Source organism: Candidatus Caldatribacterium sp. SIUC1, assembly GCF_051549785.1.
Lineage (GTDB): Bacteria > Atribacterota > Atribacteria > Atribacterales > Caldatribacteriaceae > Caldatribacterium.
Genome location: NZ_CP189974.1, coordinates 940,928 through 959,606 on the forward strand (window position 1 = coordinate 940,928; position 18,679 = coordinate 959,606).

Below are 18,679 nucleotides of genomic sequence, written 5' to 3' on the forward strand. Positions count from 1 at the left end.
CAGAGAGTGCAACCCATCATCCGTGTTGAGAACCTGGTCAAGGTGTACCGCACGGGGAAAGTGGAGGTTCAGGCACTCAAGGGGGTGACCTTTGAGGTGCATCCCGGGGAGTTCATCGCCATCATGGGTCCCTCAGGCTCAGGCAAAACCACCCTTATGAACATCCTGGGATGCCTTGACACCCCAACAGAAGGTCGGTACATCCTCGACGGTGTTGAGGTTTCTTCCCTGCGGGAGCATCAGCTTGCCGAAATCCGGAACCGGAAAATCGGTTTCGTTTTCCAGAATTTCCATCTCTTGCCGCGCCTCACCGCTTTCCAGAACGTGGAACTCCCCCTCCTCTACGCTTCGGTGCCAAAGAACATCCGGGTCCGGAGGGTCCGGGACCTCCTTGAGCGGGTGGGCCTTGGGGAGAGAATGCACCACCGGCCGAATGAACTCTCGGGAGGACAGATGCAGCGGGTGGCCATTGCCCGGGCGCTGGTGAACGATCCGGCCATCATCCTTGCCGATGAGCCCACAGGGAATCTCGATACCCTCTCGGGAGAAGAGATCATGAGCATTTTCCAGGAACTCAACGAGGAGGGGCGGACCATCATCCTTGTGACCCACGAGCGGGACATTGCCCAGCACGCCCGCCGGGTCATCCACTTCCGGGATGGAAAGATTCTCAAAAATGAAGACGTCACCGACCGTATTGACGCCCGCCGGCTCCTTGAGGAGCTCAAAAGGCAGCGGAATTTGCTGGAGGAAGCAGGATGAACTTCTCGGAGAGCTTTCAGACCGCACTGTTCAATCTTTTCGCCAACAAGCTCCGGTCCTTCCTCACCATGCTTGGGGTTATCATTGGGGTGGCAAGCGTCGTCGCCATGGTGAGCCTTGGGCAGGGTATGCGGGCGCAGATTGTGGATCAAATAAGCAGCCTCGGGTCGAACATCCTCACCGTCATTCCCGGAAAGGTTCGCCAGGGTGCAGGACCCATGGGGATGTTCATGGCCCGGGGAGGGGGAAATGTCCTCAAGTACGAGTACTTCCAGGAACTCCGGGCTACCCCCTTCCCCGGCATTCGGGCGGTGACGACGGAGGCGACGACCAGCCTACCCGTGACCTTTGCCCGGGAGAGCGTTTTCGTAAACGTGGTGGGGACGACACCGGAGTTGCTGGAGATTCGTAACTTCACGCTCCTTGGTGGTCGTTCCTTCAGCGGATATGACTACTCCCGCTCCCGGAAAGTGGCGATTCTGGGACACACGGTGGCCCAGGACCTTTTTGGGGATCCTCTCCTTGCTGTGGGGGCCTCAATCCGAGTCGGACGAACGATTTTTACTGTGGTGGGTGTGCTTGAGCCGAAGACCATGGGTGGCCAGGATCTGGGAAATCAGGTGTTCATCCCCCTCACGACGTTCCGGCAGTACCTCACGGGAGACCGGTATCTCCGGAACATCATTGTCCAGGTGAACGAAAAGGAGAACATTCCCCTTGTGTCGCAGTGGCTTTCTGATTTCTTCACGAGGAAAATCGGAGACCCTGAGCAGTTCTCCATCCTGAACCAGCAGGACCTTCTGGAAACTGTGGAGAGCGTGACGGGGACCGTCACGCTTTTCCTTGCCGTCATTGCTGGTATTTCGCTCCTTGTGGGAGGCATCGGCATCATGAACATCATGCTTGTGTCCGTGGCGGAGAGAACCCGGGAGATCGGCCTTCGCAAGGCCATCGGGGCAAAACCCCGGGATATCCTCCTGCAGTTCCTCCTGGAGTCTTCGCTTTTGAGCCTTGTGGGGGGAGTGGTGGGGCTCGTTCTTGGCATTCTTGCTGGCAGGACCATGGCGTCCTTCTCCCAGTTTCCCTTCGTGCTCTCGCCACAGGTCATGGCCCTGGCCCTCTCAGTTTCTCTGGCTGTGGGGCTCTTTTTCGGGATATATCCGGCCCGGAGGGCGAGTCGTCTCGACCCCATTACGGCACTCCGTTACGAGTAGAAGGAGGGATGGATATGAAGTTAAGGATTTTAGGAATTCTCGCGATTCTGGTGTTCACTGTCTTCTGGGATATGGGACTGGTCTTCGGGGAGGAGGCGAAGACCCCAACGTCGCTCTCGCTCAAAGAGGCGATTGAACTTGGCCTTCAGAAAAGCCGAACGATTCGCCTTGCTGAGTTATCCCTGAAGGTTCAGGAACTGCAGTACAGGGAGGGGAAGGCGAACCTTCTCCTGAACCCCTCGGTGGTCTCTGAGCTCCGGCTCGAGAATACCTGGCAAAGCGCACAGAGGAATTTCGCCCTGCAGCGCATGCAGCTTGCCCTCAGCATTGAAGAGGCGTACTACAACGTCCTCAAGGCAGAACGGGCCCTTGGTCTTGCGCGGGAGAATCTCGCCCGACTTGAGAAACAGCTTGAGGATACCCGGACCAAGTTCTCTCTGGGTGTTGTGGCGAAAATTGACGTGCTCCGGAATGAACTCGAGGTTGACCGGGCTCGCCTTGAAGTGGAGAGAGCCGAGCGAAACCTTGCCCTTTCCCGGATGAATCTGGGGAGTATCCTGGGGCAGGGGCTTGAGGCAAACTTCACTCTTTCGACAGACCTCTCCTTTGAGCCCGAGGAGCTCGATCACGATGCCTGCATCCAGTACGCTTTGCTCCACCGACCGGAGGTCAAGGAGAAAGAAGAGACCCTCGCCCTGCGTCAGAAAGAGCTTGCGGTGGTGACCTCCTATACTCCTGCCCTGGAACGAGAAAAGGCCAGGGTGAATCTTGAGGTGGCGAAAGAAGAGCTTGAGAACACCAGAGAGTCGATTATCCTCGAGGTGGAACAGAAGTTTTCGGACCTCCTCGCTGCTTTGAAGAACGTCCCCATCGCCCGGAAGAACCTCGAGGTCGCACGGGAGACCCTTGCCGTTCAGCAGGCCCGGTTCGATGCGGGGGTCATTACGCTCCTTGACCTTCTTGAGGCGCAGAACGACCTTTACAAGGCAGAAAGCGATTACCTCCAGGCGCTCTTTGACTACCACATTGCCCGGGCGAAGTTCTATAACGCTTTGGGAGCGGACCTCGAAGAGCGGGGGAAGCTTACTCCGAGAAAAGAGACGGGAAAAGAAAATGGCTGAGAGGGGTGGATTCGAACCACCACTACGTGATCCAGAGTCACGTGTCCTACCCTTAGACGACCTCTCAGCAGGAGCAAAGGTATCATACCACGGTTTTCCCGAACTTTCAAGGGGATTTGGAGTCTCAAAGGACTTTGACGGGAGATTTCAGAAAGAGGGCCTGGTGCTTCTCTGGTTCCTTCATCCTTTCATTCTGGTTTGGCGAGGAGGTGGAATAGATGTCCTCTTTCCTTGAGGTTGCGAGAAGAACCGGGGTAAGTATTGTAGAGCGCGACGGGGTCCTGTTCTGGGAGGGTTCTCATGCGGGGAAGAAGAAACCCCAGGGCCCCCTTGCAGGGAAGCGTGTCGGCCTTCTTGTGGCCAGCGAATTCAGCGATTTCCAGGCGTACTACCTTGCCGAGTACCTGAGCGAATTTGGGGGCACACCGGAATTTCTCCTCGTTGACTGGGTGACTTGGAAGTGGACGCGGCCTCACGTGAAAGGGAAAGGGGTCACCGGAATGTGGGATATGAGCGTTGACCCCATTCCCACGATAAGCCCTAACCGGTACGGTTTCAGGCCTCTGAGAGAAGCAAGACCGGAAGAGTACGACGCCCTCGTGGTCCTTGGAGGTCACTCCGCCGACGTCATGATGACCGAAAACGAGGTGATTTGCTTCCTCCAGGCCCTGTGCGAGCGTGGAGCACTCGTTGGAGCCATAGGTGACGGTGGTCTCACCCTCATCAGTGCCGGGATCCTCCAGGGCAGGCGGGCCACAGGGAGTAAGGTGGTGTCGTTTTTCCTGCGCCGGATGAAAGCGTTTGAAAACGCTCCGGTGGTGCTTGATGGGAATATCCTCACCGCCCGGGACACCGTGGATACTCCACGGTTTGTTCGCTGGCTCTGCCGGTACTTTGACCCTGCTTTTTCCGATGAGCGAGAGAACATCCTCAGGGGAAAACGGGTGGTCATTGTAGCCGGGGAGGACTTTGAGGATGTGGAGCTCGTGGTTCCGGTTCTTGAGTTCCTCTTTCGGGGAGCGGAGGTGTGTCTTGGGACGTTCCAGGCCCCCGTTCGATCCCGACCTCCTCTTCTTGGTCTTGACGTCGTTGTGGGGAACTTTGGCGTCTCCGTTCCCCTGCAGGAAGTTCCCCGGGGGTACTACACTGTGGTTCCCCTGGGAGAGATTGCCCCGGACGATTTAGACCTTGTGATGATTCCCGGAGCCTTCTGCCCCTGGAACTGCATCGTGGCTGAGACGCCTCTTGACTTTCTCCGGAGAGCCTATGACGCAGGGAAGGTTGTTGCCGGGATATGCCATGCACCCATTGCGCTGGCGGCTGCAGGGATTCTTGAGGGGAAGAAAAGCGCCGGGTGGCTGGCCTGTAAAGACGCAGTGCCCATCATGGGTGGGACCTACAGCTTTGAGTGGTCTGCAGTCGTTGATGGACGAATCGTCACCGGTCGGGTCCCCGATGACGTCCCGGAGTTCATGGATGCGATGACTGAGGCACTTTTGCGCTCTTCTTAGGGGGTTTTCCAGAAGTCCCGTTCCGGAAGGAGGTCCTGGAATTCCTTTGGTCGCAGGGCTTCGGGATACGGGCGGAAAAAGACCTGACGCAGGAGGTACGGTTCTTCAAAGCGCAAAACCCACGATTCCACAAGGCTTGTGAGGACAAGAAGGGGAATGGCACCCCTTCGGAATTCCTCAAGAAGATGCAGGGAGAAAGCCTTTTCCTGCGGGGTGATTTTGTCCTTGAAGTAGCCGAGGACGTGGTACAGGACGTTTATGACGAGTCTTCGATTCATGGCACGCCGGATTGCCTGGAGGAAGTGAGTCGCATAGGCGGTAAAAGCCTCGTCCACATTTTCAGAGACCCGGGCGACGATCTTCCCTAAAAGCTGCGTTTCCCCCTGGTGGTGGGCAAGGAGGAAGAGCTTGTATCGGGTATGGAAATCCACGAGTTTCCCCGGAGATTTCGTCCTGAGCGTTTCTTCAAGGTCAGCAAGGGCAAAGACCTTCTCCAGGAAATGCTCACGGATGGCCAGGTTCTCAAGACGCTTTTCGCTTTCAATGGCAAGGTAGGGGTATTTCCTGAGAACCGCTTCGGCAAACATCCCGTTCCCCAGGGCAAGGACTTTCCCTGAAGGGGCATGGATTTTCACGTCCCTAAGACCACAGGAGGGGGATTTTGCCTTGAGGATGAATCCGTGCACCCCCTGGAGGGTGAGGAACGTTTCCGAAAAATGCCTCATCGCTTCTGTAAGGTCCTTTGCGGTTTCCTCCTGAAGGAGGCGTCGTTCTCCGTCTTTGAGGACGATGCGGATGGGTTTTCGGGGGACCCCAAGCCCAATGGCAACCTCAGGGCATACCGGGATGAATTCAACGAAGGGTTCAAGCTCCCGGACAAAAGCATCCTCGATGATTGCTCCATCGTACCGGCAGGGAGCAAACCCGAGACACTGGCTCACCACAATTCTGGGCCTTGGAAAGTCCCGGTTCCAGAAAACTTCGGCCATAATCCGGAGTTCTTGAGAAGACACTTTGCTCCATTGTACCGGTTACTCCATTGAGAGTAAAGCCGTGATTCCTCCAACCTCTTCCCGGTACTGAAGGAGGGCGAGTAACCTCTACTGTACCTCACCCCTTTAGCGGCATAGGAAACCCAAACAGTGACCCTGAACGGCGGGCTTTTCGTCACGGTATCGAAATATCAACGCACGGGACACCTCGTAAAAGCCCAGAAAGCACCGGCCACAAAGGAACGCTCCTTCTCTTTACGAACCTTCGGGATTCTCTATGGCTCCGGCAAAAAGCACGTTTCCGTCCCTTTCGTCCCGGATGATGAGGAAAAACGGGTGGTCCACGCGCATGGTGAAGCGCTCACCGGGGAGCGGCACGGCAGTGATGGCAATAATGCCTGAGGTGACCGCAGAGGCTTCGGTCCCCTCTTCGTTGACCTCGAGGAAGCTCTTGTGTTTGACCTCGCTGAGATAGGCATTGGCGCTGGGGGATACTGGAAGCATCCCGCTCAGGTCTGCCCGGAAGGGGTTGAAGACGTTCTCCATTCCCAGGGCGATGAGGATGTCGTTGAGCACCCGCTCAAAGGTTACCCGGAAGCGGGGAAGGAAGATCTCTCCCTGCCGCTTTTCCATGGCGGCAATCCAGTCCTCAAGGGCGCTTTCGCTGAGCTTTCCAAGGAATGCCCCGAGGCCGTCCTGCTTTCGGGGCAGAAAGAGGTACATGCCAAACCGCTCATCGGCATAGGGGAGTTTTACGGCCTGGAAGTCTTCGGTTTCGAGGTAGAGGAACGAGCCCTCCTGCCACATGGTGGGGAGGTCTTTTGGAGTGCCGTTTTCGGGAAAGAAAGGGAGATCTTGCGTGTGGGCAGGGTCGAACGCCGTTTCCCATTTTCCCTTGAAGTACGTGGCGTTGAGGAGGACGAGGATGGCGTTTTCCGGAAGGCGATCGAGGATGGTGGGAATGGTCCCCCGGGTCTTCTCCCTCACCCACTGGTTGATGCGGGGAATGGTGGCAGGATCGGTGAAATCAACGGTTTCCGCTTCGGCCCTGTAGTACGTTTTGAGGTCCTCGAGGTATGTCTGGTAAAACGGGATGCCCTCCCGGGCCCAGAGGGCGTTTGCCGTGTACAGGGTAACACCCGAACTTGCGGTGTTCAGAGTCTCGACAAGACGCGCGCTTTGTCTTTTAACCTCTTCAGGGGTGAGCGCTGCAAGGCCCAGGGTTTCGTGCATTTCCCTCTGGGTTTCCCCACGGGCACCGTGGGCCACCATGGAAAGGCACAGCGCGATGCTTGTGGGAGAGAGAAAGACGTTACCACCCTCCTGCTCCCAGAGGGTTTTCACAAGGCGAAGACCGAAGTCGTTCACCCCTTCGGTGAAGGTCTGGGAGGAAGACGTGGTACCCGTAGCCAGCAGCGACCCTCCCAGACACCCTGAAACGACAACCACAAGGGCCACCAGAGTCACAACGGTTCCAAGAAGCCGCATGTTCTCCCCTCCTCACTCTTTGACCTTGAGTCGTTCGCGGTAGGCCGAGTAGTCGGGAACGAGACGCCGGTACTCCTCATGCATCAGGGGTGAAGAGATGAGGAAATCCGCCGAGGCCCAGTTGCAGGCAACCGGAATGTTCCAGACCACGGCAATCCGGAGGAGGGCCTTGACGTCAGGGTCATGGGGCAAGGGCTCCAGGGGGTCCCAGAAGAAGATGAGAAAGTCAATCGCCCCTTCGGCGATTTTTGCCCCGATTTGTTGATCCCCTCCAAGAGGACCGCTTTCGAGTTTCACGATAGGGAGATGGAGTTCCCGCTCGAGGATTTCCCCCGTTGTCCCCGTGGCGTAGAGCTTGTGCTGCGACAGGGTTCCCCGGTTGAACCTTGCCCAGGCCAGGAGTTCGTCTTTTTTGTTGTCGTGGGCGATAAGGGCAATGCGTTTTTTGGGATGTATGAGGACTTCCCGGTACTTCATGCTCTCGACCTCCCGTGCTGTTCCTCTCCATTGTACCATGAAGTAAGATGCTTTTTGCTATAATAGGAGCACCATGAGGAAAGAAGAGCTGTACGAAAAGGGTGAAGAGCTCCGCGCTGCTTCTTGTTTCCGGGAGGCTGTCCTGGCCTTTCAAAAGGCCCTCGAGATGACTCCTTCCGGGGACGGTGCCTTTCGGCTTCTTGTACTGAAGCGCCTTGGGGATTGCCTCCGGATGGTTGGGGCCTTCGAAGAGGCAAAAAGAGCCTATACGGAGGCCCTGCATCTTGCGCAGAGTGCGCAGGACGACCTCGAGGTTGCCGACTGCCTCGCAGGTCTTGGGCTGGCCCAGCGGGGTCTTGGGGAGCTTGAGGAGGCCCGAAAGAACCTCGAAAGGGCCAGGGAGATTTACGAGGAGTACGATGACCCCGAAGGTGAGGCCTTTGCCCTCTGGGCTTTGGGGGGGTTGTGGAGGGCGGCGGGGGAGCTAAAGCGAGCCCGGGAGCATTTCACGGAGGCGCTCTTCCTTTTTGAGCAACTCGAGGACCCTTCAGGCATCGGGTACTGCCACTGTGGCCTTGGGGGGCTTGAGCGGGTGGCAGGGAACTTCGAGGAGTCCCTCGTCCACTACGGTACTGCCAATGCCATTTTCCAGGAGGTTGGGGACCGCTTTGGGCAAGCGTACTCTTTCTGCGGTATTGGCAATGCCCACCGGATGATGGAGCACTTCGGTGATGCCCTGGAGTACTTCAGGAGAGCCGAAGAGCTCTACAGGGATATCGGGGACGAGGTCTCCTATGCCTGGACGCTGTGGTCTTTTGGGACCGCACTGAAGGTGCTTCAGGACTGGGAAGGTGCGGAAGGAAAGCTCCAGGAGGCCCGGGAACTCTTCGCAAAAACCCGGGACACCCGGGGCATGGTGTACCACCTTCTCGCCCTTTCGGAAATACGGGTTTTTGAGGGTCGCCGGGAAGAGGCCTGTTCCCTCCTTGAGGAGGCTGAAAGGCTCCTTGTGGGGAAGCCCTTTCAACTCGAGCGTATCCATCTTGAGCTGTACCGGTGGCTCATCCTGGGAGGGGATGGGACGGTCCTCGAGGATATACGAAGGAATTACAGAAAACTTGGAGCAAACTTCCTCCCAATTTCCCCCAAATTGCCTTTGAATCTCCCATAGTCTGGTTTTTCCGGCTGAGTTTCCCAATCCTTTTTCGAAGCATCCAGCAGGTGAAATGCCGTCATAGTGAGTGTTGACAGATTTCCCGGTCTCTCTTAGAATTTCTCCTGAGAAATAACGGGGAGGTGAGGGCAAAAGGGAGAAAAATAGCCGGTGCATTCTGGAGGTTTTTCTGAAGAATTTCGGAGAAAACCGAAAGGAGGATGGCGAGCGTGCGGAAAGTGCTTCTGGTGCTTTGTCTTGTGGTGCTTGTGTCTCTGGCGCTTGTTTCCGGGGTATGGGCGAAAGGATACACCATCGGCATGCTGGTGAAGAACGTGGGGAATCCCTTCTTCGAGGCCTGTGCCCGGGGTGGTCAGGAGGCCTGCAACGAGCTTGGGAATAACTTCATCTTCCAGGGACCTGCAACGCCCACGGTGGAAGGACAGATTGAAATCATCGAGAACTTCATTGCCCAGAAGGTCGATGCCATCTGCGTGAGCGCCAACGATTTCGACGCCCTTGTGCCGGTCCTCAAGAAGGCCATGGCAAGCGGCATCAAGGTCATCTCCTTCGACTCTGCAGTGAACCCCGAAGGCCGCCTGGTCCATATCAACCAGGCCGATGCCGAGCAGATTGGGAAGCTCCAGGTTCAGGCCATTGCGGAAATGATTGGGTATGAGGGAGAGATTGCCATTCTCTCCGCAGCCGCCACCATGACCAACCAGAATACCTGGATCCGGTACATGCAGGAGGAGCTGAAGGATCCGAAATACGCCAAGATGCGCCTTGCGGCTATTGTCTACGGCGACGACCTCCGGGACAAAAGCTACAACGAAGCGATGGGGCTTTTCAAGTCCTATCCCAACCTCAAGGGCATCATTTCGCCCACCACGGTCGGGGTCAGTGCGGCGGCAAAGGCCATCACCGATGCCGGGCTCATCGGAAAGGTGAAGCTCACGGGTCTTGGTCTGCCGAGCGAAATGGCCGAATGGGTGAAGAACGGTGCCTGCGAGGCCTTCTTCCTCTGGAACCCAGTGGACCTGGGTTACCTTGCGGCCTACGTTGCTGGGCTTCTGTGTGAGGGAACCATCACGGGTAAGGAAGGTGAGACCTTCAAGGCAGGGCGGCTTGGTGAGTACACCATCCGCAAATCCGGTGACGGCGGCACCGAGGTACTCCTTGGACCTCCGTTCCGCTTTGACGCCACCAACATCGACGAGTGGAAGGACGTGTTCTGAAAAAGAGAAGAAGGGGCGGGGATTCCCCGCCCCCCTCATTTTTGTGGGGTGAGAAGCTTTGGGAGAACGTATCCTTGAACTCCGCGGCATTTCCAAATTCTTCCCCGGGGTCCGGGCCCTTGAGCGTGTGGACTTCGACCTTGAGGAAGGAGAGATTCACGCCCTGGTGGGGGAGAACGGTGCGGGGAAGTCCACCCTGATTAAAATCATCACCGGAGTGCACCAGCCGGATGAGGGAGAGATTTTCTGGCGGGGCCAGCGGGTCACCTTTCCCAATCCTACTGTCGCAAGCCGCTATCAGATTGCTGCGGTGTATCAGCAACCGGCATCCTTTCCCCATCTGACCATCACGGAGAACATTTTCCTGAGCCATCCTTTCGTTCACCCCCTCTCCAGGCGGCTTCGCTGGCGGGAGATGCACGAGAGCGCTCAAAAACTCCTCGAATCTCTGGGTGCAGAGCTCGACCCCCTGACTCCGGTGGGGGCTTTGAGCGCTGCTCAGCAACAGATTGTGGAGATTGCCAAGGCGCTTTCCATTCACGCCCGCATTCTCATCATGGACGAACCCACCGCTGCGCTGACCAGGCGTGAGGCGGAGGAACTCTACCGGATCATGATGAAGCTCAAGTCCCAGGGGACGTCGATCATCTTCATATCTCACCGCTTTGAAGACATCTATGAGGTTGCCGACCGGGTAACGGTGCTCCGGGACGGGAAAAAGGTCGGCACCTGGATGGTCCGGGATATCGCCGAACAGGACCTCATCCGGGCCATGGTGGGGCGGGAGATCACCCAGCTTTTCCCCAAAGCCCAGGTCACTCCGGGGAGGGAGTTGCTGCGGGTCGAGGGGCTCTCCCGGGTGGGGTATTTCTCCAACGTCTCCTTCACCCTGCATGCCGGGGAGATCCTCGGCATGAGTGGACTTGTGGGTTCAGGCCGGACCGAAGTCGCCCACGCCCTTTTTGGCATTGCTCCAGCGGACCGGGGGAAGATTTTCGTGGAGGGGAAGGAAGTCACCATCAGAAGCCCCATGGATGCCATTGCTCTCGGTATCGGGTATCTTCCCGAGGACCGTCTGCAACAGGGGCTCTTCCTCCCCATGAGCATCGCCGACAACATCACCATTGCCGTTTTAGACGAGCTCACAGAACACGGCTGGCTCTACCCCGAGCGGGAACGCGAGGTTGCCACGAAGATGCTCGAGCTTTTGCAGATTAAAGCTCCCACCATTTTCCATCCGGTGAGCTCGCTTTCTGGGGGAAACCAGCAGAAGGTCGTGGTGGCCAAGCTCCTTGCGGCGAGGTTGCGCATTCTCATTCTCGATGAGCCAACCCACGGGGTGGATGTGGGGGCAAAGGCCGCCATTCACCAGATTATGTCGGACCTCGCCAGGGAGGGGTTTGGAATCATCATGATTTCCTCGGAGATGCCCGAAATCCTCGGGATGAGCGACCGGATTCTCGTGATGTGCGAGGGGCGGGTGAGCGGAATCCTCACCCGTGAGGAGGCAACTCAGGAGAAACTCATGGAGATGGCCGTCAACATCGACCGAGGTCGGGTCCGGAAAACCCAAGAGGTGGTGGGTACTGGCCATGGAATCTAAGCGGGGGTTTTTGCGCTTTGCCTCTGGAGTTCGAGGCCTTCGGGAATTCGGGATTATCGTTTTCATCCTTGTCCTCTCGGTCCTCATCGGCATCCGCAACCCCAGATTCCTCACCTGGGGGAACATCCACGACATGCTCGTTGATACTGCGGTGCTCCTTGTGGTGGCCGTGGGGATGATGCTGGTCCTCGTGACAGGAGGCATTGACCTCTCGGCAGAATCCGTGCTTGCCCTGACGGGGATGGTGGCGGGAATCACCATCAAGGACCACCCGTATCTTTCGCCTCTTTTGATGCTTGTCTTTGGTCTTTGCTTTGGGGGTCTTCTCGGGTCGATTACGGGTCTTATCATTTCCCGGGGGAGGGTGTTGCCCATCATTGCCACCCTGAGCATGATGTACATCTACCGGGGGATTACCTTTATCGTCAGCAAGGGTGAGTGGATTGATGCGCACGAAATGCCCGAGTCCTTCAAGGCCCTGGCAACGGGGAGGGCTTTGGGATTTTCCAACCTCATCGTCATTGCCCTTTTAGTGTACGTTGTCTTCTACTACTTTACCGCCCATACCCGTACGGGGCGGGAAATCTACGCCGTGGGGAGCAACCTCGAAGCCGCCCGCGTCATCGGCATCGACACCACGTTCATCACCTGGCTTGTGTATACGCTCTCAGGAGCGCTCTCTGGTCTTGGCGGTGTGATGTGGGTGGCCCGGTATGCTTCTGCCCAGAACGACACGGCGGCAGGGTTCGTCCTTACGGTTGTCGCTGCCTGTGTGCTCGGGGGGGTGAGCATTTCCGGAGGGGCCGGAACCATCCCCGGGGTTTTGCTCGGGTCAATCACCATCGGCATCATCAACAACGCCCTCCCCATGATTCGGGTTTCTCCCTTCTGGAAGATGGCCCTGCAGGGAATCATCATCCTCGTCGCTGCTCTCGTCAACGTTGCCGTTGCCCGAAATATCGAGCGAACACAGCTGAGGCAGCGTGAGGAACTGAGGATGGTGCGCTATGGCGCTTGAGACCGTTCGGGTGCAGCGGGTACGGACTTCGGCATTTCGCTGGGAATGGCTTCTGCTTGTGCTCATCGCAGGGACGTTTTTCGTAAATAGCCGCATCTCGCCGCATTTCCTCCGTTACACCAGCCTAATGAGCGCGCTCTCTGTTTTCCTTGAGGCCGGGTTCATGGTGCTCTCCATGGTCTTTATCCTCGTTGCTGGGGACATCGACGTCTCCGTGGCCTCAATCGTGGCGCTTGCTTCTGTGCTCATGTCCCTGTCCTATAAGGCGGGGTTGTCCATGGGGCTTGCGATGCTTGTGGCCCTGGGGGTCGGGACAGGATGCGGGTACCTCAATGGTCTTCTCATCTCCCGGGTTCCGAACCTCTCGGCCATCATCGTGACGCTCGCCGGGTTTTCCCTGTACCGGGGTATTGCGTATATCCTTCTTGGGGACAGGGCCGTCGGCGGTTTCCCCTCCTGGTACTCCTACCTTGCCTGGGGGGACATTGGGGGAACTGGAGTCCCCTTCATCCTCGTAGCCTTTCTGGCCTGTGCCCTGGTGTACGGTCTTGTGCTCCACCGGACTTCCTTTGGGCGGAAGGTCTTCGCCATCGGGACCAATCGAACAGCAGCCGTCTTTTCTGGAATTCCTGTGGCCAGGATTCGCCACACCCTGTTCACGCTGAACGGGCTCATGGCAGGGGTGGCGGCCATTTTTCTCACCTCAAAGCTCGGCAGCTCCCGGCCCAATGTGGCCACGGGGTATGAGCTTGAGGTCATCGCCATTGCCGTCCTTGGGGGCGCAAGTCCCTCGGGAGGGAAAGGAAGCATTGCGGGGGCCTGCCTTGCTCTCGTTCTCATGCGGTTGCTTCGCTACGGAATGGGCCTCCGGAACGTCCCGGGCCAGGTCATGATGGTCATCATCGGGATTGTTCTCATCTGTGTGGTGATGTTCCCTAACCTCCTTGCCACCCGGAAGAGACGGCCAGCGGGGTTGTGACCTATGCCAAGGAAAACAGGGCTCATTGCTGAAGAGCGGCGGCTCAAAATCCTCGAGGCTCTGGGAGTCCGCAGGACCCTCACGGTGAGAGAGCTTGCGGAGATGTTTGGGGTCAGCGAGGATACGGTTCGCCAGGACCTGAGGGTCCTCGAGAAACAGGGACTCCTCCGCCGGATTTACGGGGGAGCCTCCCGGGTGAAGACGAGTAACGTCGAGATTCCGGTGGAGCTTCGGGAAATCACGAACCGTGAGGTGAAGGAGGCCATAGGAAGAGAGGCGGCAAAAATCATCGAGGACGGGGACTCGGTGATTTTCGATGCCAGCACCACGGCCCTCCAGGTTGCCCGGAACATCGACCCCGCCAGGCGGGTGACCATTCTCACGAGTTCTCTCGATATCTGCGTGAGCCTGGCGAGACAGCCCAATTGCAACATCATTGCCACCGGTGGGACCCTTCACCCGCTCTCCTTCTCCTTTGTCGGGCCTCAGGCGGAGAATGCGGTACGGAATTACTACGCCGACAAACTCTTCCTGGGAGCCAGGGCAGTCCTTGTGGACGAGGGGTACCTTGCCGACGTCTTTGAACTCGAGGCCCACCTCAAGAAGGTCATGGTCGCCTCGGCACAGGAGGTCATTCTCGTTGCCGAGAGCCGGAAGTTCCGGGAGGTGGCCTTCTTCAAAATCTGCGAGCTCACCAGGGTGAACAGGATTTTCACCGACGAGAACCTCGATGCTACTCTGGTGAGAAAGCTCGAGGACCTGGGCATTCGGGTAACCCTGGTCCGGGTGGGGTCCGTAAATCCCCCGGTATAGTTCCTGGCCCGGTTCGGGAGAGAGGAGAAATCCTCCTGCAGTAGGTTGGCGTGCTCTGGTCTCCCCGAAGAAAAAGCGGGACCCCTAAAGTTTCTGCCTCCCCTGCCGATATTCCTTCATGACGGGATGAAAGGGCAAACTCTCCGAAAGGGGAGGGCGCAAAGCCACGGGCCTAAGGCACAAAGCTACGGCGGCCGGGCTGCCAAGCCCTCTCCCCTTTCTGAGAAGCCCGGAAAGGGGAGGATGCTCATGAGGCGGAAGAACCTTCTCTTTTTTGGTTTCCTACTCCTTGTGCTCTTTGTCTTCGTTACAGGGTGCACGGTCCCCGATGTTCCCGCTCCTGAGGAAGAAGCCGCCCGGATTCAGGGAGCTTCGGCCATCATCACCGGGACGGTGAAGGACTCCTCCACAGGGTTGGGCATTCCCGGGGCCAGGGTGGAGGTGCGGGGAACGTCGCTTTCGGCACTCACCGATTCCCTGGGCCGCTACACCATACCGGGTGTCCCCCCGGGGACCTTTGAGGTCGTGGCCTCGAGGGAGGGCTATGTGACCTCGTCCCGCTCGGTGAAAGTGCAGAGGAAGAGCACCGTCACCCTGAACTTCTCCCTGCAACCTGTGCCCGCCACCACACCGACCCCCACACCAACTCCTGCCCCCGCGACGACCCCGACTCCCACCCCCACGACCACCTCGGCCCTGGACCTTGTCATGACCTACGGGTGGGGGAAGTCCAACGTCGTCCGCTGGAGGGACGGGGTGGTCCAGGTGTACGACGCCACCCAGTATGAAGGGGTGAACCTCGTCGACCTCCTCAACCGGTGGAACGCCGTCATCGGAGGGACCACGGTTTTTGAGCTTTCTCCAAACCCCGAAAGCCCTATCCAGATTGCCTATGACGTGGCCACAGTCACTGCTCTGGGTCCGGGGACCTGGGGCGTCACCTACGTGTGGTGGTCAAACTACGCCATCACCAGAGCGAAGATACTCCTCCTTCCCTGCGGGACCTACTACGGGGGGATGCGCCTGTGTCCTGAGCCGAGGCTCTACCTCCATGAGCTCGGGCACGCCATAGGCTTTGGGGGACACACAAGCGATGGAGGAGTGATGGATGCCACCGCCCCGAACACGGTCATCACGAGCACCGTGAGCACGATGCTTCAGACCCTCTACAGCCTCCCGGTGGGCTACCCCCTCACCAAGGCCCCCGTGACTCCGAAAGACGGCATGGCGGTAATTCCGCTGCGGTGGAGGGAGTGAGGGAAGCAAAAACCGGAGGGTGGCAGTGCCACCCTCCGGTCGTCTTCATGGAGAGGTCTTTTGCTCTGTGCTGCAGTGGCCCGGGCCGATATCGCCGTTGTTGTACTCGTCGAGGAGACTGGCATAAGAGGTCGCCAGGTTGCGAACGTCTCTGGGGATAGTGGACGTTGGTCCGTACTCGCCGAAAAATTCCTTTGCCCACGCTATAGCCTCGTTAACCTCAGAGGTTGAGCTTGCTCCGTTCAGGATGTTGAGCTGAGCAGCGATGTACTGGTGGGCCAGGATGTAGTAGGCGTTGCCTCTGGGCGGGGTTTTGAGGACTTCAAGCCAGGTTTGTCCGCTCTTGAAAAATTCTGCTCTTGGATTACTGCCTGCTGGCCACATCCCGGGGTGGTTCTTCCAGTACCCCAGGGTGTAGGTGCAGCCGCCGCCAGTGATAGCGCAATTCCAGCCTATACCAATAGCGGCACTGGCAGGGCGCTCTTCTTCAGAATCGGATTCGATCAGGGTAGCAATATTTTCAAGGGTGACTGTCTGCGGGCCTTCTTTGTCCGAACAGAAACCTGCTTCTTTCAGTGTTACGGTATAAGTGATGGTCCAGGTAGTCTGATCTGTGCCACCCGCATCACCCACCGTCCACGGGCCGGAGTTGTCTATGGTGCATGTGAAGCCTTCTGGGCAGGTGAAGTCATCCTCGATAGTGGCGGTCTCGTCGATGTAAGCGATGGTTGGTTCGGAAGGAAGCGAAAAATCCGCTTTGGGCTCTGGTCCAAATGCTTCATTCAGGTGGCCGGAGTGGTTGGTGATGGTGACCTTAACCGTGTTCCGGTAAATTGCACCCTCAACGGGAGTAAAGGTGATTTCGTAAGGGTAATCCTTGGTGTCGCCAGGTCCAAGCTGCGTGCTCGGTGTGATGGTCTGGCTTGCCCCAGGAAGATCCTGGAACTGCCCTGCCCCGGTCTTGTACTCCACCTGGTCCACGAGCGTCAGATTCTCGGTGGCTACCGCGCCACCGTTTGTCACCGTGATTGTGCCTCTCACCCCGTACGCTTCGGTCTCTGAAGCTATTGCTCTTGTAGCCGTCAGGGTGTAGGTGATGGACCCGTCACTGTTGACCTTGGCGGTTTTCGTCAGCGTCCAGTTGTAGGTAATCACTTTCTCCCAGAACCCCGTGGCGGTCTTCGAAGCCAAAAGCGTCGTTCCCGATTGTCCTTGTCCACCTCCTCCGCCTCCCTGTCCTTGTCCACCCTTCACACTTGGAACCCGGGCTTCCTGGAAACACCCTCCCACGAGGGCCAGGAGAACCCCGACCACCACCGCTATGACGAGGAATTTTGTGGCCTTCTTCATCGCTCTTCCTCCTCCCCTTCTGGGGATAGTCTGCTTGCCCATATTAAATCCCGGGAGGGCGAGAAAAGATATAGGCCGTGTGGCCTATTTTGCAGATGGGGAAGACCTATTGTCTTCAGGTCTTCGCTAATCTTTCCCTGGAGACCTGGGTATTCCTGCAATCTCAGCAACTCCCCGTGGAGATCCTGGAAGGGAAAAACTGGGGACTTTCTCCGGGCCTCCGCCAGGGGGTGGGGAATTCACAAGGTTCCGCTAAGGAGCGAAAGTGCAGAAAACGAAGTGGCTTCCAGGTCCTCCTTCAGAGAACCTTAAAAGAGCTGGATTCGTGGTGCACCTCAGTAGAACTGCGTCGTGAAATCCCGAAGTGGTAGCGGGATGGTCTCTCTTGTCTCTCCCGGGGCCTTTTTCTTTTCTACAGGGAGTGCCATCAAGGGCTTTCCAGAGTCCATGGACTCCGAAGGATCGCCGGGATCACCTGCACGGGGTAAAAAACCTGAAGCATCTCCTGCCGATGAGAGGAGGGATTCAACCCCAAAAACCTCCAAAGCCTCAGGGACAGATCCAGAAGACCCAGGAAAGTCAGAAAGCCGGTGGACCCCAGAACTTTTGGGGAGAATTTTCCTACCCCGGGGGAAGAGAGGAGCCCTGGGAGGAGCTGAGAGGTACTGGACTTTCCGGTGTACCGCATGATGTAAACCCGCACATGGGGGTTGCGGGAACCGTTTGCGCTGAGTATACTTCCTTTTAAGGAGCGCAGGCACAGGTGGTTGAGACGCCCCGGAGGGACACAAGAGCAACAAAAGGTGCATCCTTCCCTCAAGGAGGAGTGGCGCTGGGTCTTTTGAACTCCTTCGTCTCCCCAAAGGTGCAGGGGTTGCCCTTTGGCGCAGGGTACATCCGGCCGTGGTTCCTGGCTAAGCCTTCTTCGCTGCCACAAGGCATGCTCCAAGGCCAGCAGTAAGGAGCGGTTCGGGAGGCACAAGGACCGGGCATCCAGTGCGTTCCTCAAGGAGTTTCAGGACGGCCTGGTTTTTTGCCACGCCCCCGGTGACCACAAGAGGGGGAACTATGCCCAGGCGTTCTCCAAGGGCTTTCACCCGTTCGGCTACCGCAGCGGCCACGGCTCGCACGAGGTCCTCCTTGCGCTTCCCCTGGGCAATGTATCCGACGAGCTCTGATTCGGCAAAAACCGCACAGGTTTGAGAAAGCGTCAGGAGTTCCCGGGCCCTGGCAAAGAGGATGCCGTAGTCCTCGAGCTTGATTTCAAGCACCTGGGCCATGAGTTCCAAGAATCGTCCTGTTCCGGCGGCACATTTGTCGTTCATCACGAAGTCAAGCACCCGTCCTCCCTCGCCGAGGCGAATGACCTTGCTGTCCTGCCCTCCGATATCGATGACTGTCCTCGCCTGAGGAAAGAAGTACGCCACTCCCTGGGCCTGGCAGGTGATTTCGCTCACCACAAGCTGCGCACCCTCAACCTGGTAGCGGCCGTAGCCCGTGGCCACGATGAAACAGTCCCTCTCCGGTAACCCTGCGGTTTCGAGGGCCCGTTTCAGTACCTCTTTCGCCCGTTCTCTGGGATTGACACCGCTTGGGAGGACTGCAGAGCCGCGGATGGTCTTTCCATCCCAGAGGACGCAGGCAGTGGACTGCGACCCAACGTCGATTCCGGCAAAGAGCATGGGCATCACCTGGTTTCCTAT

Annotated in this window: 16 protein-coding genes, 1 tRNA gene and 1 riboswitch; of the genes, 11 read left to right on the top strand and 6 right to left on the bottom strand. The window is 57.7% G+C overall.

Going from position 1 to position 18,679, the window contains the following annotated elements:
• Window positions 1-6 precede the first annotated feature (6 nt).
• The 3 genes from ACP6EK_RS04800 to ACP6EK_RS04810 are packed head-to-tail and all read left to right on the top strand — an operon-like array spanning window position 7 to window position 3,097.
• Window positions 7-762 carry an ABC transporter ATP-binding protein gene (locus tag ACP6EK_RS04800; RefSeq protein WP_438318887.1) on the top strand — a complete coding sequence of 252 codons (756 nt, stop codon included), beginning with the start codon at window positions 7-9 and terminating at the stop codon, window positions 760-762.
• A complete protein-coding gene (locus tag ACP6EK_RS04805; protein WP_438318653.1) occupies window positions 759-1,976 on the top strand; it encodes an ABC transporter permease in 1,218 nt (405 codons plus the stop codon). Before ACP6EK_RS04800 ends, ACP6EK_RS04805 begins: the two co-directional genes overlap by 4 nt.
• A 14-nt stretch (window positions 1,977-1,990) precedes the next feature.
• Window positions 1,991-3,097: a TolC family protein gene (locus ACP6EK_RS04810; protein WP_438318656.1), complete on the top strand. Its 1,107-nt coding sequence runs from the start codon at window positions 1,991-1,993 to the stop codon at window positions 3,095-3,097.
• On the opposite strand, the gene ACP6EK_RS04815 is transcribed toward ACP6EK_RS04810, so the two are convergent.
• Window positions 3,091-3,164 (bottom strand) — tRNA-Gln (locus ACP6EK_RS04815). The genes ACP6EK_RS04810 and ACP6EK_RS04815 overlap by 7 nt on opposite strands.
• A gap of 151 nt (window positions 3,165-3,315) precedes the next feature.
• Here ACP6EK_RS04815 and ACP6EK_RS04820 point away from each other — a divergent pair.
• Window positions 3,316-4,608, top strand: coding sequence for a DJ-1/PfpI family protein (locus tag ACP6EK_RS04820; RefSeq protein WP_438318660.1), 1,293 nt, complete (start codon window positions 3,316-3,318; stop codon window positions 4,606-4,608).
• Here ACP6EK_RS04820 and ACP6EK_RS04825 read toward each other — a convergent pair.
• From ACP6EK_RS04825 to ACP6EK_RS04835, 3 genes are all read right to left on the bottom strand, one after another.
• The gene (locus ACP6EK_RS04825; RefSeq protein ID WP_438318662.1) at window positions 4,605-5,597 is read right to left on the bottom strand and encodes a YbgA family protein; all 993 of its coding nucleotides are present in this window, start codon (window positions 5,595-5,597) and stop codon (window positions 4,605-4,607) included. The two genes, ACP6EK_RS04820 and ACP6EK_RS04825, sit on opposite strands and share 4 nt — an antisense overlap.
• A gap of 258 nt (window positions 5,598-5,855) precedes the next feature.
• A complete protein-coding gene (locus ACP6EK_RS04830; protein WP_438318665.1) occupies window positions 5,856-7,088 on the bottom strand; it encodes a serpin family protein in 1,233 nt (410 codons plus the stop codon).
• Window positions 7,089-7,100: 12 nt separating this feature from the next.
• The gene (locus tag ACP6EK_RS04835; protein WP_438318668.1) at window positions 7,101-7,565 is read right to left on the bottom strand and encodes a methylglyoxal synthase; all 465 of its coding nucleotides are present in this window, start codon (window positions 7,563-7,565) and stop codon (window positions 7,101-7,103) included.
• A gap of 73 nt (window positions 7,566-7,638) precedes the next feature.
• Between ACP6EK_RS04835 and ACP6EK_RS04840 the strand changes: the two genes are divergently transcribed.
• The 7 genes from ACP6EK_RS04840 (at window position 7,639) to ACP6EK_RS04870 (ending at window position 15,626) form a co-directional block, all read left to right on the top strand.
• A complete protein-coding gene (locus ACP6EK_RS04840) occupies window positions 7,639-8,736 on the top strand; it encodes a tetratricopeptide repeat protein (RefSeq protein WP_438318671.1) in 1,098 nt (365 codons plus the stop codon).
• Between the two features lie 203 nt (window positions 8,737-8,939).
• The gene (gene rhaS / locus ACP6EK_RS04845) at window positions 8,940-9,956 is read left to right on the top strand and encodes a rhamnose ABC transporter substrate-binding protein (protein WP_438318674.1); all 1,017 of its coding nucleotides are present in this window, start codon (window positions 8,940-8,942) and stop codon (window positions 9,954-9,956) included.
• Between the two features lie 58 nt (window positions 9,957-10,014).
• Window positions 10,015-11,559 carry a sugar ABC transporter ATP-binding protein gene (locus ACP6EK_RS04850; protein WP_438318677.1) on the top strand — a complete coding sequence of 515 codons (1,545 nt, stop codon included), beginning with the start codon at window positions 10,015-10,017 and terminating at the stop codon, window positions 11,557-11,559.
• Entirely contained in the window at window positions 11,549-12,577 is a 1,029-nt protein-coding gene (locus tag ACP6EK_RS04855) for an ABC transporter permease (RefSeq protein ID WP_438318680.1), read from the top strand. The genes ACP6EK_RS04850 and ACP6EK_RS04855 overlap by 11 nt, the downstream gene beginning before the upstream one ends.
• Window positions 12,567-13,556: an ABC transporter permease gene (locus ACP6EK_RS04860; RefSeq protein ID WP_438318683.1), complete on the top strand. Its 990-nt coding sequence runs from the start codon at window positions 12,567-12,569 to the stop codon at window positions 13,554-13,556. The genes ACP6EK_RS04855 and ACP6EK_RS04860 overlap by 11 nt, the downstream gene beginning before the upstream one ends.
• Before the next feature lie 3 nt (window positions 13,557-13,559).
• Complete coding sequence (locus ACP6EK_RS04865) at window positions 13,560-14,369, top strand: DeoR/GlpR family DNA-binding transcription regulator (RefSeq protein ID WP_438318686.1); 810 nt, start codon at window positions 13,560-13,562, stop codon at window positions 14,367-14,369.
• A gap of 123 nt (window positions 14,370-14,492) precedes the next feature.
• A riboswitch (cyclic di-GMP riboswitch) is annotated at window positions 14,493-14,576 on the top strand.
• Between the two features lie 42 nt (window positions 14,577-14,618).
• Entirely contained in the window at window positions 14,619-15,626 is a 1,008-nt protein-coding gene (locus ACP6EK_RS04870; protein WP_438318689.1) for a carboxypeptidase regulatory-like domain-containing protein, read from the top strand.
• A gap of 45 nt (window positions 15,627-15,671) precedes the next feature.
• Here ACP6EK_RS04870 and ACP6EK_RS04875 read toward each other — a convergent pair whose 3' ends face one another.
• Window positions 15,672-16,976, bottom strand: a complete 1,305-nt coding sequence (locus ACP6EK_RS04875) for a hypothetical protein (protein WP_438318692.1) — start codon at window positions 16,974-16,976, stop codon at window positions 15,672-15,674.
• A gap of 914 nt (window positions 16,977-17,890) precedes the next feature.
• Entirely contained in the window at window positions 17,891-18,664 is a 774-nt protein-coding gene (locus tag ACP6EK_RS04880) for an acyl-CoA dehydratase activase (RefSeq protein ID WP_438318695.1), read from the bottom strand.
• Window positions 18,665-18,679: the final 15 nt, after the last annotated feature.

What these genes read in the sequence shown, in the direction of transcription:
- ACP6EK_RS04855 (WP_438318680.1), top strand. Translation starts at nt 11,549, where the DNA reads ATGGAATCTAAGCGGGGGTTTTTGCGCTTTGCCTCTGGAGTTCGAGGC.
- ACP6EK_RS04875 (WP_438318692.1), bottom strand. Translation starts at nt 16,976, where the DNA reads ATGAAGAAGGCCACAAAATTCCTCGTCATAGCGGTGGTGGTCGGGGTT.
- ACP6EK_RS04840 (WP_438318671.1), top strand. Translation starts at nt 7,639, where the DNA reads ATGAGGAAAGAAGAGCTGTACGAAAAGGGTGAAGAGCTCCGCGCTGCT.
- ACP6EK_RS04830 (WP_438318665.1), bottom strand. Translation starts at nt 7,088, where the DNA reads ATGCGGCTTCTTGGAACCGTTGTGACTCTGGTGGCCCTTGTGGTTGTC.
- ACP6EK_RS04805 (WP_438318653.1), top strand. Translation starts at nt 759, where the DNA reads ATGAACTTCTCGGAGAGCTTTCAGACCGCACTGTTCAATCTTTTCGCC.
- ACP6EK_RS04835 (WP_438318668.1), bottom strand. Translation starts at nt 7,565, where the DNA reads ATGAAGTACCGGGAAGTCCTCATACATCCCAAAAAACGCATTGCCCTT.
- ACP6EK_RS04880 (WP_438318695.1), bottom strand. Translation starts at nt 18,664, where the DNA reads ATGCCCATGCTCTTTGCCGGAATCGACGTTGGGTCGCAGTCCACTGCC.
- ACP6EK_RS04860 (WP_438318683.1), top strand. Translation starts at nt 12,567, where the DNA reads ATGGCGCTTGAGACCGTTCGGGTGCAGCGGGTACGGACTTCGGCATTT.
- ACP6EK_RS04810 (WP_438318656.1), top strand. Translation starts at nt 1,991, where the DNA reads ATGAAGTTAAGGATTTTAGGAATTCTCGCGATTCTGGTGTTCACTGTC.
- ACP6EK_RS04870 (WP_438318689.1), top strand. Translation starts at nt 14,619, where the DNA reads ATGAGGCGGAAGAACCTTCTCTTTTTTGGTTTCCTACTCCTTGTGCTC.
- rhaS (WP_438318674.1), top strand. Translation starts at nt 8,940, where the DNA reads ATGGCGAGCGTGCGGAAAGTGCTTCTGGTGCTTTGTCTTGTGGTGCTT.
- ACP6EK_RS04865 (WP_438318686.1), top strand. Translation starts at nt 13,560, where the DNA reads ATGCCAAGGAAAACAGGGCTCATTGCTGAAGAGCGGCGGCTCAAAATC.
- ACP6EK_RS04825 (WP_438318662.1), bottom strand. Translation starts at nt 5,597, where the DNA reads ATGGCCGAAGTTTTCTGGAACCGGGACTTTCCAAGGCCCAGAATTGTG.
- ACP6EK_RS04820 (WP_438318660.1), top strand. Translation starts at nt 3,316, where the DNA reads ATGTCCTCTTTCCTTGAGGTTGCGAGAAGAACCGGGGTAAGTATTGTA.